6 protein-coding genes are annotated in these 15,061 nt (G+C 47.5%); all 6 read left to right on the forward strand.

The window, feature by feature from the left end; all coding sequences use genetic code 11:
• Nucleotides 1-17: 17 nt before the first annotated feature.
• The 6 genes from BFP72_RS05520 to BFP72_RS05545 are packed head-to-tail and all read left to right on the forward strand — an operon-like array spanning nt 18 to nt 15,060.
• Nucleotides 18-791 (forward strand): DUF6250 domain-containing protein, encoded by a 774-nt coding sequence (locus BFP72_RS05520; protein WP_143519946.1) that lies wholly within the window; start codon nt 18-20, stop codon nt 789-791.
• Between the two features lie 21 nt (nt 792-812).
• On the forward strand, nt 813-3,458 hold the full coding sequence (locus BFP72_RS05525) for a TIM-barrel domain-containing protein (RefSeq protein ID WP_099598191.1): 2,646 nt from the start codon (nt 813-815) through the stop codon (nt 3,456-3,458).
• 12 nt (nt 3,459-3,470) lie between these two features.
• Nucleotides 3,471-6,485 (forward strand): PA14 domain-containing protein, encoded by a 3,015-nt coding sequence (locus tag BFP72_RS05530; RefSeq protein WP_099598192.1) that lies wholly within the window; start codon nt 3,471-3,473, stop codon nt 6,483-6,485.
• A 5-nt stretch (nt 6,486-6,490) separates the two neighbouring features.
• Nucleotides 6,491-8,032: a sulfatase-like hydrolase/transferase gene (locus BFP72_RS05535; protein ID WP_221406480.1), complete on the forward strand. Its 1,542-nt coding sequence runs from the start codon at nt 6,491-6,493 to the stop codon at nt 8,030-8,032.
• A gap of 12 nt (nt 8,033-8,044) precedes the next feature.
• A complete protein-coding gene (locus BFP72_RS05540) occupies nt 8,045-11,542 on the forward strand; it encodes an alginate lyase family protein (protein ID WP_099598193.1) in 3,498 nt (1,165 codons plus the stop codon).
• Complete coding sequence (locus BFP72_RS05545; RefSeq protein WP_143519947.1) at nt 11,539-15,060, forward strand: hypothetical protein; 3,522 nt, start codon at nt 11,539-11,541, stop codon at nt 15,058-15,060. Before BFP72_RS05540 ends, BFP72_RS05545 begins: the two co-directional genes overlap by 4 nt.
• Nucleotide 15,061 lies beyond the last annotated feature (1 nt).

The following is a 15,061-nucleotide window of genomic DNA, read 5'->3' on the forward strand; positions in this document are numbered from 1 at the left end:
AATAAAAGGTTAAAAGGATGCTACAAAATGTAAGAGGAATAAAACTAATAGTGGTAATGGCAGGACTGGTGATGATAGGGTGTGAGTCCAAGCCAGAGCGGTCATTAGCACTAACCGACGACCTGACAGTAAAGGCCGAACTGATACATAGTGATGATTTTACAGATGGGATCGACAACTGGAAAGTGGAGCAAATGCCAGACGGCAGTGTCTATCACAAAGACGGAAAACTAGAGATTAATGACTGGAGAGGCTGCACTGCATGGTTCAAAGAAAAACTAGAAGGCCCCATCATGATCGAATATGAGGCGGTGGTCTTGCAAGACACCACCAAGAGTCAGGAAGAAGACGGTATTTTCGATAGAGCTTCGGATCTCAACTGTTTCTGGATGGCTACCGATAGCGAAAACCCTGACGACCTATTTGCTAAATCTGATTTTCGTACGGGTCGCTTCCCCAACTACGATACACTTAGCCTGTATTATGTAGGTATGGGGGGGCATTTCAATACCAAAACCCGGTTTAGAAGATATACAGGCAATGGAGAAAAGCCTTTGCTGCCAGCGCATGATTTGTCGGATGCAGTTTACCTCATCAAGCCCAATACGGTGAAGAAGATTCGTCTCGTTGCATTCGATGATGTGATCCAATACTATCGAAATGATACCTTGATATATGACTATAGAGATCCGAGACCTTACACCGAAGGGCATTTCGGTTTGCGTACCGTGCACAACCACATGACTTTGGACAATTTCAAAGTGTACCGGCTCACCAAAATAGAAGATTGACGATAGCTAGTAAAAAATCACATGAAGACTAAAATTACTCAACTGAACTATCATGGCCAGACGCTTTTAGGTCTGCTATTGATTCTGGCTTTAAATGCTTGTGATTCAAAGTTTATCCATGAAGTAATCAAAGAAGACAAGGGGCTTACCATCAAACATGATAGTCTCGAACTAAAGATCGAAATAGTAGACGAGGCGATTGTCCATGTGACGAAGCAAATGCCTGGAGCAGCTGTTTCTAATGTTCCGGATTATGTGACGGTACTGGAACCTCAGGACATAAAATGGACCATCGAAGAAATCAAAGACCAATTGACGATCACTACTGATCAGATCAAAGTGTTGGTCAACAGTGATGGTACGATCCAGTATGAGGACAAAAACGGCAAGCCATTGCTGTCCGAAACCAATGACAGGACTTATCTCAATCCTACAGCTGAAGGCAATGTCCTTTCGCAGGCTTTCGTAGCAGGAGAGGAAGCTTTGTACGGGTTGGGGCAGTTTCAGAGCGGCATCATGAACTGGAAAAATGTACCGATCCGACTCCAGCAATACAACCAAGAGATTGCGATTCCTTTTTTGGTCTCTACCAAAGGCTACGGCATCTACTGGAACAACTACAGCCTGACGGATTTCAACGAACCGCAAAATGAAATTGAGTTTGATGCCGTAGCGAAAGCTCAAATCTCGAAGGAAAACGAAGAGGTACCAACTACAGGAGAAAAGGAGAACGTAGCAGCCTATGCTACAGTGGAGGCTGAAGAAAAAAACATCAGAAGCACCACTTTCACTCCGGATCAAACAGGAGAGTACACCTTTTTAGCACTGAGCGACAACAACGGTCGTATGCGTGGCGAAATCCAAGTGACCATCGATGGCGATGAGGTGATCAACTATTCTACGATTTGGATGCCGAGGAGGTATTCTGGCAAAAAGTACCTAGAAGCAGGCAGGACCTACGAAGTGGTATTCCAAAACACAGGAGCTAAGATGCCCGGACGTCTGTTTTACAACAAGCCGGATTTCAACAAAACAGTTTTTAGCAGTCAGGCTGGTGATGCCATCGACTACTACTTCGTAGCGGGAGATAATCCAGCGGAGGCTATTGCACTTAATCATAAACTGACAGGTAGTACACCGATGTTTGCCAAAGGTGCCTATGGCTTTTGGCAGTGCCGAGAGCGCTATCACGATCAGACCGAAATCCTAGAAAACGCCCGAGAGATGCGTGAAAGAAAAATACCGGTAGACTACATCGTGCAGGACTGGTTTTATTGGCCGAAAGGTACGAAAGGACCAGAGTGGGATAGAAACAAATACCCTGACGCCAAGGCCATGGTAGATGAACTCAAGGATTTGAACATGAAACTGATGGTTTCTGTATGGCCTGAGGTAAAAAATGAGGCTTTGGAAGAAAAGTACGACCTGACGAAAATCCCAAGTAGCAATTATGTAGATATCTATGATCAGGGCGTTGCAGATCGTTTTTATCGGATGCTAAGTGATTCGATGTTTCATTTGGGAGTCAGTTCGATCTGGTTGGATGGCACTGAGCCAGAGGGCGTCAAAGACAGCAAGGCCATGACAGCCGTAGGGCCATTTGAGCAAGTACATAATACGTATTCACTGGAAGTAACCCGAGCCATGTATGAAGGCAGAAGGAAGGAATTTCCCAATGAACGGGTGTTTAACCTGACTCGCTCGGCCTATGCTGGACAGCAGCGCTATGGGGCAACCTCCTGGTCGGGCGATACAGAGGCTTCTTGGGAGCAGTTCGAAGAACAGATTGCTGCTGGACTCAATTTTACGATGGCGGGTGTACCGTACTGGACGCATGACATTGGTGGTTTCTTTCGCGATATTAAATCCATCAATCCGTATTTTGACGATCAATACACCAATCCCGAGTTTATCGAGTTGCTGACGCGTTGGTTTCAGTTTGGTGCCTTCAGCCCGATTTTTCGCATCCATGGCTATGTGTCAGAGACGGAGATTTGGCGCTACAACGAAGCTTTCGAAAGTACAGCGCGTAGGTTCATCGATTTGCGCTACCAACTCATGCCCTACATCTATTCGCAGGCATGGCGCGTGACGCGGGAAGGTCGCGAGCTCATGAGTCCATTGGCCTATCACTATCCAGAGGACAAAAAGACTTGGGAGATTAAAGACCAGTTTTTCTTTGGCGAGTCGATCATGGTGGGGCTAGTGACCGAGTACGAGCAGCGTGAAAAAGACATTTATTTACCAGCCGGTGATTGGTACAACTACTGGACAGGAGAGAAACTACCCGGAGGCCAAACCGTGACTGTAGACGCGCCACTGGATCAGACGCCGCTTTTCGTGAAAGCTGGATCGATCATACCGTTCGGCCCGAAAGTACAATACGCCACGCAAGAGACAGATGAGCCGCTCACGATCAAAATCTATCCAGGCGAGGATGCCGAGTATGTGCTGTACCTAGACGACAATGAAAGTTACGACTATGAGCAGGGAGAGTATTCAGAGCTTGTGTTTGCGTACGACCAGGCCGATCAGAGCCTGACCATCGAAAATGGAAACGGAGACTACATCGATTTTGAACAAAACCCAATGGACATGATGGTAGAAGTGGTCGGAGACGGAGACTTGAAAAAAATACAATACAAGGGAAGAAAAATTGAATTATAAACGATAATCAGCATGAGAAGATTACAACTATTACTATTAGCCGTGTTGCTTTGGAGCAGTACGGGTTTGATGGCTCAAACGACGGTCAATTCATTGACCGAACTGCAACCGTATCTCGAGCAGGACGATGTTCATGTGAAATTGGCACCTGGCGATTATACGGTGACAGGGGCCGATGTGGCCAATGGTGTGATTGGCAAACGCTGGACTGGTAGCCAGTATCTGGGGAGTACTTTCAATGTATTCCTTTTCGAAGGGAACAATAGTACCTATGACTTTACCGGAGTTACGATTTACATCAAGACAGAAACAGCGCAGTCTGTTGGAAGTATTGATTTTTATGAATTTCGTGTCTTAGGAAGCAACAACACGATAAAAAATGTAACCGTGGTGGATGATGGAGATGTAGATGATAAACCTACTAGCAGAGCTACTAGTGTGGTTTTGGATGGGGCATACAATAAGCTGGTAGGTTGTCACTTTACGGTGAAAGGTTCTTACCCTTATGGTTATGGGGATATTTTTGGGAAAGGCGGAGGTCCTGTCATCTCTCATAACAAACGCAGCGCATGCTTGGTCCGTGGAAAATCTAATCTGGTTAAGGACTGTACATTCATTTGTCGATCTTATGGTCACGGAATCTTTTTTCAGGGAGCTGTTGATCCTAGGGTAGATGGATGTTATGTAGAAGGTGAGTTGCGCTCTACGGACGAAGTGCTCGCCGAAGAGGGTACAGGCTCACCTGCAGACAATGTTGATTTTGAAACAGTCTGGGGGTTTAATTTAAAAGACATTACGGGCAATTATTACTTCAGTCTACAGGAAGACGGTATACGCTCATACAATGCAGGAGAGACCATCGTAGATGGCATAGAGTACGAAAGAGGAGTAACTGGAGCCACCGTCACCAACAGTACTGTAGTGAAAATGAGGTCTGGTGTTACTATCGGGTGGGCATCAGGATACAAGTATGTTGAAAACTGTACGACTCTGGCTTGTGAGATAGGGTACTGGGTCGGAGCGAATACCGACGTGGTGAATTCTCGTGGAGATGCTTCTATTGGATCTTTACTTTCTGAGGATGTGAGCCGTAGCAATTCCAATATCGAATTGTCACTGATGGATGATTATGTGACTCCCGTGGATGGCGAGGTTACAGCCATTTATTACGCGGGTTCGGGACACAATGTGGTGCTATATGACGAAACGACCTATTTGCACGATCATGTAGAAGTTGTAGTTGGAGGCGAAAGATTGGCTCACAGATTCTTGTCAGGTAGTACAGCTCCTCCCATTAATTTCACAGCAACTGATATCGATTTCAATAACCTGACTAATTACCCGATGTATTTGGGATCTAATAGTGCCCGTGTGACAGGTCAGTCTTGTGGTGCCATTACCGATGACGGCACAAACAACGATGTGTCGGATGTCGACTGTGCTACGGCATGTGTCTACGAAGAGGGTGTGGCCTTCCCTACTTATGCCACTTCAGGGATCAATTATGAGATATATGAGGGAGATTTCGATGCGATACCAGATTTGGAAACGATGACTCCTGCTAAGTCAGGTATGGTCGCAGATATGGACATCTCCGCTACGGATACCTTAAGCCAATTTGTGGTGGCATTTGACGGTACACTCGAAGTATCTGCTGATGGTCGTTACACTTTTTATGTATCATCCGATGATCCAACAAGCCTGATCGTAGATGGCAAAGAAGTAGTGAGCTACGATGGCGCTTCAGGTCTACTTGAGTCATCTGGGGAGATCTGTTTGGCTGAGGGCTTTCATTCATTAGAAGTCGTTCGAGTCGAAAAAAATAGTGATCAGAGCTTTTCCGTTTCTTACGAATCAGACGATGTAGCTAAGACCACGGCCTTGGATGTATTTGGTAATGACTTTGCTTCCATCGATAATTTGGCCTATCTGGCCAATGCAACACAACCTTCTACTTCAGATGGAGGCTTAGCTATAAGGGCGGTCGATGGCAATACTGATGGGGCTTTCGCTTCCAATTCGGTGACGCACACATATGAAGAAACGAATGCTTGGTGGCAAGTCGAACTGAGAGATACTTATCCTATCGGAGAAATAAACGTCTACAATCGCACAGATTGCTGTTCGGATCGCTTAGGTGCTTTTACGATCAGCGTGTTGAACGAGCAGGGCCAGACTCTATTTTGTCAGTATATCGAGCCACTCACCGAGCCATCTGTCACAGTAGATGCCGAAGGTGTACTGGGTCGAGTAATCAGGATAGAAAAAACTGAGGTGGGGATCTTAGCGCTAGCCGAAGTGGAAGTGTACGAAGGCACTGAGGTTACACACGGTGGTGAATTTCAATTGCGTAAGAGAGATTCTGACCTATATGCCATTGATGGTGGCGCACAAGAAACCGAAGCGGGACATTCTGTGGCCATGCTTAAGTTCAGCAATCATGAGAATATGACCTGGACAGAGCTAGACCGAGAAGAAGGATACTATTCTTATCAAAAATACGGAAGCGAATTGTGCTTGGCTGGCAATGATCAGGACGATCTCGTGCTGGCAACATGTGATGAAAGTGCAGAAAACCAACAATGGTTCAAAATCGGAGGAGGAGAGGGACACTATCGTCTACAACTGAAAGGAACAGAATTGGTGATCGATGGAGGGAGTGGCAGATTTGATGGAGCCAATATCTACCTTGAAGCGCTGGACTATACTAGCGAAGCGCAGCAATGGAAGTTTGAAGCTGCAGACGTGGACAATCTTGAAACAGACGATGAAGTTCTTTCCACTTCTGCATCTCGACAAGTGAGTGTTTATCCCAATCAGGTGGTAGATGTTCTCAATGTTCAGTTTCCTGCTGCTGCCTATTCACAATTTTGGATCCATGATCTGAATGGTCGTGTGGTGCGTCAGGGGCAGATTGCAGATCAAGCGCAGCAACTGTCGGTGGATTTTAGAGCAATGGATGAGGGGATATATATCCTTATGCTGAAAGGACCTAATGCCTCGGATTCTTTCAAGATTATAAGGTGATAAACTTGTTGATAAAGCCGGCATACATATTCGCACTTACGGTGTTGCTGCTGGGTGCTTGTACTTCTCCTACCACTGTGGTAGAGGAGACGAGCACACAGCCCAATATCATTTTCCTGATGACGGACGATCAGCGCTGGGACAATCTGGGTTGCTACGGCCGTCCAGAGTTCAACACGCCCAATATCGACAAGCTGTCATCCGGTGGAGTGACTTTTGACAATGCCTATTATGCCGTGGCAGTATGCATGCCCAGTAGGGTCACGATGCTGACAGGACGCTACAACTCCAACCACAACGTGGGCTTTGTGGCTCCTAACGATTACACGTTATCACAAGCGGATTTTACCAAAAGCTATCCTGCACTGTTGAAAACAGCAGGCTATCGCACGGGCTTTGTAGGCAAAGTGGGCTTCACTGTAACCAACGAAGCAACCCGCCCGAGTACGCCTAAGGAGCATTACTATCGGGAGCAGATGGGTGGGGTATTTGACTTTTTTGCTGGGAGCGAAACCTATGATTATAAGGGGCTGGTCACCTGGCCGGAAGAAGACTCAGTGCTGTCGGGTATTTATCGCGAAGGGCGCGAAAACTCTGGACGAACCTTGCGCACTGGGGAGGCCATGCTGCGATTTTTAGATACACAGCCTGCCGATCAGCCTTTTTGCTTGTCGGTGAGCTTCTATGCGGTCAAGCACGACAGAGATCACGATGTGTATTGGCCGCATTTTGAGCCATACAAGGATCATGAGTTTGCCGTGCCTGACAATTGGGTAGAGGGTGACAATGAAGCTTTGCCCGAGGTAGTCAAGGAGAATGCCAGGGGGGTATATCTGCACCGCCAGCGTTCTTCTACGCCCGAAATGTATCAGCGGCTCGTGCGTCGATTTGCCGCCCAAGGCTATTCGGTTGATGAGCAGGTAGGACTTTTGATGCAGAAGCTAGAAGAAAAGGGGATCCTGGACAATACGGTAATCATTTACACTAGTGACAATGGTCGCTTTCAAGGTTCGCATGGCTTGTTTGATAAGTGCCTCTTGTATGAAGAATCGGTGAAAGCTCCCTTTATAGTGTACGATGGAAGAAAACCAAAAGCGCAACAACAGCGGAGAGAAGATGCACTGATTTCTTCCGTAGATGTAGCACCCACTATTGTGTCACTTGCAGGACTGGAGCCACCAGCCAGTATGCAAGGACGAGATATCAGTGGTATTTTGGATCAATCACAAGACATGACACAGTGGCGCGATGCAGTGCTGATGGAGGATCTTTTTTTAGTAGACATGTTCAAAGAGCGCTACAAGGAAAATGTAGATGAGATCAACCAAAAGTTGATCGATGAGAACAAATCCTACCGTAGCAGAGGCATCCGAATGGACCGCTGGAAGTATATTGTTTTTTATGAGCACACGCCTCAAATCGAAGAGCTATATGATTTAGCACAAGACCCATCAGAACAAAACAATCTGGCCGATAGCCCAGAGCATCAGGAGATTTTAAAGGAATTAAGAAAACGAACAGAAGAGCTTTATCAGCAAGCCATCTAAGGCATCACAATTATGAAACTAAATCAAACTGCATTACTAATTTTTGTTTTTCTCATCTCTATAGGGGCAAGGGCACAGCCTATCGCGCATATAGGGTCTTCGGATTTTTCGGGTTGGTCTGGCATAGAAAAAGTCAAAGGCAATGAAGCCATGGTAAGTAGCGGAAAACGCATTGATTTTAGCTATCCAGATGGTGAAAACTCAGACAAAGGATTTAGGGATTTTTATAGTGGTGCGGATTGGAGTATCTATCAGGGGCTATCGTTCGATATATATCAGAAGAAAGAATCGAATGCGGAAATAGAGCTGACCTTTGAGGTAGACGAGAAAAATACCAGAAAACTACAAGCCAAAAGCAGTGCCGTCATTCAGCTCTATGGCTCGGGTTGGCAAAAAGTCTATGTACCGTGGCAATTGTTCGACTTGGCAGAAGGTCAAAGAGGTACGCTGCAAGGCGTGAAGGATTTTTCCATCAAACTTACTTCTGCCAAGAATCAAAGCTTGAAAATCAAGGGTATAGTATTGACCAAAGGGGAGCGTATCTATTTGGATGCATCCATTCGAGGTAAATCTGCGAAGGCTGGGGATGCCGTACAGTACGCTGTAGAAATCGGCAACACTACCAATGAGGTGCAAAAGGTCCAACTGACTTTCCCAAGAGTAGGATGGGAAGCGATGCAGGCTAGTGTGAACCCATCGGTGGTAAGCCTGAATCCGATGGAGATAAAGACAATCGAAGTATCGGTACAGTTGCCAGCAACACTCCCAGCGGGCGTGCGAGAGCAGCAACGATTGGAGGCTATAGCCAATGGTGACGGCAGTGCTTTAGCGACAATGGAATTTACCACGGCAGTCACGGTACCGTCGCCTTTCATGATTCACACCGCAGACAATTGGCAGAAAGTGCGCGATAAAATTGAAAACTATAGCTGGGCCCAGGCTGAGCTTGAGGTGTATGAAGAGAAAGCCAGTAAATGGGTTGTGCCCGATATCGCTGATAAATTACCTTCAATGAATGCGCAAAAGGGCAAATACCTTTTTCATAGCAATGAAGGAGGAAAATTGATGGATTGTGCGATTGCTTATCAACTGACGGGCAAAGAAGAATATGCCCAAAAATGTGTGGACTTTCTTCGCAAACTGATAGACCCAGAAACGGGATACCCCACTACGTTGCGTGTCAACCAAAATAATTTTGTGAAGGAAGGTGGGATATTTCAAGATATCGCGCGTACCTACGACATGATTAGAACATCAGGTCTATTGACCGAGCAAGATCATAAGCTGATCGAAAAAACCTTCAGGTTGTACATCGAAACGGCACAGTTGGGTAATGATGATGGAGGCGTCAACAACTGGGACCTGAGTGAGTTGGCAGGGGCTTTTTATTGTGCCTTGGCTATTCAGGATTGGACCTTAGTAGATTGGACACTTCACTCGCCTTCAGGTATCTTGAGACAGTTTTCTCAAGGCATCATGAGCGATGGTTGGTGGTACGAATGCGCGGTGGGTTACAATCTATGGTGCGCCACCATGTTTTCGGAAATAGGTATCGCACTGCGACCTTGGGGCATCAATTTTATAGATGCAGAGGTACCCATCGGTACCACACCCTATTATTCGTTATTACCAGAAAGAATGCAGCCAGGTTTGTACGGTATGAATTTCGACAAATGGGGGACTATGCACCAAAACAGTGTTTCGATCAAAGATATGTGGGATGCATTGGTGCCTTTCCTTGATTACCGCGGGGTGATGTTTGCCGTGAATGATGCGCAAGAAAGCCGTGTGACGGGAGAGCCTTACGAGTTGGCTTATTATCTGTACAAAGATCCTGAATATGCCGCAGTACTTAATAAAAACGAAAAGAGAAATCTGCTGTACGGTGTGCCTGAATTGCCTCAAGTTACTTCCGTGAAAAATACGCAATCTGCCTATGCCGACAACATGGGAGTGGTTCAATTGCGCTCACAAGCCGATGGACGCACACAGAGAGATCAGATTCAGGCGGTACTTCATTATGGTACTCATGGCGGGTATCACGGTCATTTTGATAGAACTAGCTTCCTGAGCATGATGCGCTATGGTCGCAGTTTCTTCAATCCCGAAATGATCTGGTACGGGTACGGCAGCTACAACTATAAATTTTTGGTGCAAACCTCGATGACCAAAAACATGGTGGTAGTAGATCAGAAAATGCAGGAACCCAAAGAAAGCTTCAGAACGCTCTTTCACACGGGCGATATGATGCAAGCCACTGCCGTGGAGACCAGAGCCAGATGGAGCAATCCTCCCTACGGCGGTATAGTGTATAGCTACAAAGAAGGGATGAGCTTTGCCGAGAAAACCTGGGAAGAGGGGCGCTCAATCGATGTGCCAGAAAATGCTCCGGAATACGGCAAGATCAATGATTTTACGGAGCCCGTTACCCAACGTCGCGTGATGGTAATGATGGACGATTATGTGGTCCTAGCCGATTATCTAGCGTCTGATCAAGCGCACACTTTTGATTGGTTGTTTCAGATGAAAGGCCTGAAAGAATTGAAAGCGCCCGAAAAGAAATTTATTAGGCATGACGATCAGCTGTCTACCGACCCTCTAGGTGCGGCACAGTTTTTTACAGATGTCAATTGGTACCAAACTGAAGGAACAGCGCGCACCAGATTCGAAATGTGCTTTGGCGAAGGGTGTGACAACAAGGGCACCCGGGCACCCAATAGTGAAGACGGTCCACTGAAAATAGATGTGTTCAATGCCTGGCCACTTGAAAATGAAATGGCGACCGCTACAGTGCCCGAATCCCATGGTGTGAACAAGCAACTATGGTACACCGTGCAGGGGGATGAGGAAACATTGCTCAACGATAGTACAGGTGCATGGATTTTGGGAAGTCAAGAGGTGTCCGTAAATGTAGAGGGCAAAAAGCAGCTGGTGCTGACGACTAAGGTAGCAGGTCGAATCAGAAACAACAGCATCTTTTGGGGAGATGCCCGATTGGTCAAGTCAGATGGGTCAGAAGTGTATTTGTCATCGCTGGACCTACAGTACGAAAATACCCTTTTGCCTTCGTCCAAAGGAATGGATTACTACGATGGGCCAATCAAAATTTCGGGGCAACTGATGGAGAACTCCACGCCTGCCATGCCTGATAATCACAAAGAAACAGCACAAATCACCGTCGACTTGTCGGGGATAGATGCCGTGGCATTCAAAGCCAGAATCGGAGGAGACTATCCGCTGGGGGACGAATCGGCCAGAAGAAAAACGCTAGCTATCAGATCTGAAGGGAAAGAAGCTAGGTTCTTGTCGGTGATCGAGCCGTATGAGGACGAGTCTGTAGTGAAATCGGTAAAGGCCAAAAGTGCCAACGAACTGGAGGTAGAACTACTAGATGGCAGAGTGCAGCAGGTCTTCATAGAAAACCTCGATGGAGATGACTCTAACATAAAAGTCACGACTAAAGAATACAAAAACGGAAAACTGCTAAGAGAAGAAAGTACGATCAAATGAAAACAGAGCGCAAAGAATTAGTAAGAAGAAGCAAGCCTTGGGTTTTAGTGTTATTGATCTTGATGCTCGCAGCGAGTGTACAGGCTCAGCCCAAGCAACAGGTAGGTTCACTGGATTTTTCAGATTGGACTGGCGTGTCAAAAGTCAAAAAGAATGAGGCCGTCGTAGCAGGAGGAGATACGATATCCTACACCTATTCTGACCAGGATCGCATTTATTTCCCCGGGATCAGTCGACCGTTTAAAGGAGATGCCGCTGATTGGACGCCTTACAGCGGGCTATCCTTTCAGCTCTTCCTCAAAAAAGAAGACAAAATACAGGCAACGGCCATTTTCAAGGTAGACTCGCTGGATTACGGTGATCTTAATCCTGTGAGTACGGCACAGATAGAGCTTGCGGGCAAGGGCTGGCATCAGGTGTACATCCCCTGGGACATGTTTGATGTGGATGCAGGGCAAAAGGAAGCAACCTTGTTTGCCGTTAAGCACCTTTTGCTATCCGTAGATGCTGGTGCCAACGATACTTACAAAATCCGGCGCGTGCAGGTCGTAAAAGGCCTCAATACCTACCTCGAAGCTGATATCCAAGGAAAGTCCGCTGATGCGGGTACGCAAGTGCAATACGAAGTACAAGTCGGCAATACCACCGATCAGCCCCAAGGGCTACAGTTGAGAATAGCAACCATGGGCTGGGAGTCGATGCACGCGACTATCGCGCCTGCTACGCTACAGCTCGCACCAGGTGAGGTGCAGACCTGCGTGCTCACGGTCGATATCCCAGATCATTTGCCCAACGGCATTCGCGAAAAGCAAATCGTAAAAGCCATCGCCAATGGAGAGGGTGCAGCAGAAGCCACCTTGGCGTTTACCACAGCGGTGAGTGTGCCCTTTCCTAATATCATATTTACCGCTGAGGGCTGGCAGAGGATCAGAGACAAAGCAGAAACTTACGATTGGGCTAAAGAAGGCTATGATGAATATGTGAAAAAGGCCGACAAGTGGCAAGTACCCAAAGCGGCAGATTTTTCAGACGTGGACGGAAGGCCTTTGGGCAAATCCGTCTTTCATACCAGTGCCTATGGAGCGCTCGATTGCGGTATCGCTTATCAGCTGACTGGCAATGAAGCCTACGTGACCAAATGCCTGAAGCTCTTGCGCCGTTTGATCGATCCACAAACTGGATATCCTGCTACTCTAGTGGGCGGAAGCAATTCTTTTGTAGGTGAAGGCAAGTTTTGGCAGTCGGTAGCTCGAATGTACGACCTGATCAGAACCAGTCCGCAGGTCACCGCAGAAGATAAAGCACAGATCGAATCTACCTTTCGCTTGTTTGCGACCCAAACGCTCAAAGGCAATACCAAAGGCGCGATCAGCAACTGGAATGTGGCCGAGCTTACTGCGGCAGTCTACTGTGCGCTCAACTTGCAAGATTGGCACTTGATCAATCAGCTGCTCGACGGTCCGACGGGTATCTACAAACATCTGGAGCATGGCATCATGAGCGACGGCTGGTGGTACGAGTGTGCCGTAGGATACAACACCTGGGTGGCTACAGAGTTTTCAGAAATTGCGCTTGCGCTGAAGCCTTGGGGTATTAATTTCAAAGATCGAGAGTTTCCGATAGGTACGACCAAACACTTTTCGCTACTATCCAGCCGCAGACAAGGCGGCATCATGGGCATGGAGTTTGAAAAGTGGGGCAAAATCGAGAAAAACAGCGTCAGTATTAAGGATATGTGGGATGCTTCTCTGCCCTTTACCGATTATCGTGGGGTGCTCTTGGCGGTCAATGATGCCGTGGATGGTCGCTTGTCTGGCAAGTCCTACGAGCTGGCTTACTATCTATATGGCGATCCTGAGTATGCAGCGGTCATCCGTCGTGGCAAGGGGAGAGACCTGCTCTATGGGGTTCCAGACTTGCCGGATTATGAGTCCGAGCAGATGACAGTGTCTGCCTATGCAGACAATATGGGGATAGTGCAGCTGCGCTCCCAAACGGCTGGCCGTGAGCAGTCAGAGCAAATTCAGGCCGCCTTGCACTATGGTTCGCATGGAGGTTATCACGGTCATTTTGACCGTACCAATTTGGTACACATGAGCCGCTACGGGCGTAGCTTTTATGGTACGCTCATGTATTGGTATGGCTACAGTAGCTATCTGTACAAGTTTTTGAAGCAAGTCTCCATTAACAAGAATATGGTGGTCGTGGATGAAAAAATGCAGCAGCCGGTACCGAATAAGCGTTTACTATTTTATGCAGGTGATATGATGCAGGCGACTGCAATCGAGACGGTCTCCAAGTGGAGCCAGCCACCCTATGGCGGCATCCCCAGAGAGGGCACTTTCGCCGACAAGATGTGGGAGGAGGGTCGAAGCATCGCACTGCCAGCGGATCAGCCTGAGTTTGGTGAGGTGACACAGTTTACCGAGCCGATCCTGCAGCGCAGGGTCATGCTGGTCATGGACGACTATGTGGTGCTGGTCGATTACCTGACCGGTGATGAGGAGCACACGTTTGACTGGACTTTCAATGCCAAAGGGTTTAAGGGCATAGAAGCCGATAAGACGACCTACTTGGAGCATACCAACCAGCGGAATACCGACCCGATAGGTAGCGCACAGTTCATTACCGATTGTGATTGGTGGAGTGTGGAGGGCACCTCGCGCACCAGATTCGAAATGTGCTTTGGCGATGACTGTGACAATAGAGGGGTACGTTTTCCACACAGTGTCGATGGTCCGCTCAAAATCGATGTTTTCAATGCCTGGCCCAAGCAGGCCGACATCATGATCGGTACTTCCAATGAGGCCTTCCATGTCAACAAGCAGCTGTGGTACACCGTGTCTGCAGATGGTGAAATGGTAGTCAACGATAGCACGGGTGCCTGGATATTGGGTAGCAAAGCCATCTCTGTAGGTATCTCTGGGACAAAGCAGTTGGAGCTTACAACCCGGACACCCGGTCGCTACGACAACAATTCAATCTTTTGGGGCAATGCCAAAGTGATCTTAAAGGATGGAACAGAACGGTTTGTGACCACACTCCCGGTCAGGTACGAAAACATTACTAGGCCTGAAAAGGAAGGTCTGGACTACTACGGTGGGCCGGTCAAGATCCAAGGCGAGCTGTTAGAGCATTCTACACCTGGTATGCCCGAAAGCAATCAAGTAACCGGTAAAATCACCGTGGACTTGTCGGGACTGGATGTGGTCAGGTTCGAAGCGAAGATCGGAAGCGACTATCCTCTGGGGGACGAGAGCGCAAGGCTCAAAAACATGATCGTGAGGAGCAAAGGCGAGAGTGCCAGGTATTTGGCAGTCGTAGAGCCCTACGAAGATGAATCGATGATCAAGTCAGTGGTGGCCAAAAACGAAAACGAACTCACCGTGACCCTGACCGACGGACGGGTACAGGAGATCAGGGTGTCGGACTTGCAAAGTGAGGACGGTGCGGTAGAGGTATCCGTTCAGGAATGGAAGGATGGAAAACTCATCAGAGAAGAACAGACCAAACAATAAA

It is taken from the genome of Reichenbachiella sp. 5M10, from assembly GCF_002742335.1.
GTDB lineage: Bacteria > Bacteroidota > Bacteroidia > Cytophagales > Cyclobacteriaceae > Reichenbachiella.

Bases quoted from the DNA above. Each gene is read 5' to 3' on its own strand.
- BFP72_RS05520 (WP_143519946.1), top strand. From the start codon at position 18: ATGCTACAAAATGTAAGAGGAATAAAACTAATAGTGGTAATGGCAGGA.
- BFP72_RS05525 (WP_099598191.1), top strand. From the start codon at position 813: ATGAAGACTAAAATTACTCAACTGAACTATCATGGCCAGACGCTTTTA.
- BFP72_RS05530 (WP_099598192.1), top strand. From the start codon at position 3,471: ATGAGAAGATTACAACTATTACTATTAGCCGTGTTGCTTTGGAGCAGT.
- BFP72_RS05540 (WP_099598193.1), top strand. From the start codon at position 8,045: ATGAAACTAAATCAAACTGCATTACTAATTTTTGTTTTTCTCATCTCT.
- BFP72_RS05545 (WP_143519947.1), top strand. From the start codon at position 11,539: ATGAAAACAGAGCGCAAAGAATTAGTAAGAAGAAGCAAGCCTTGGGTT.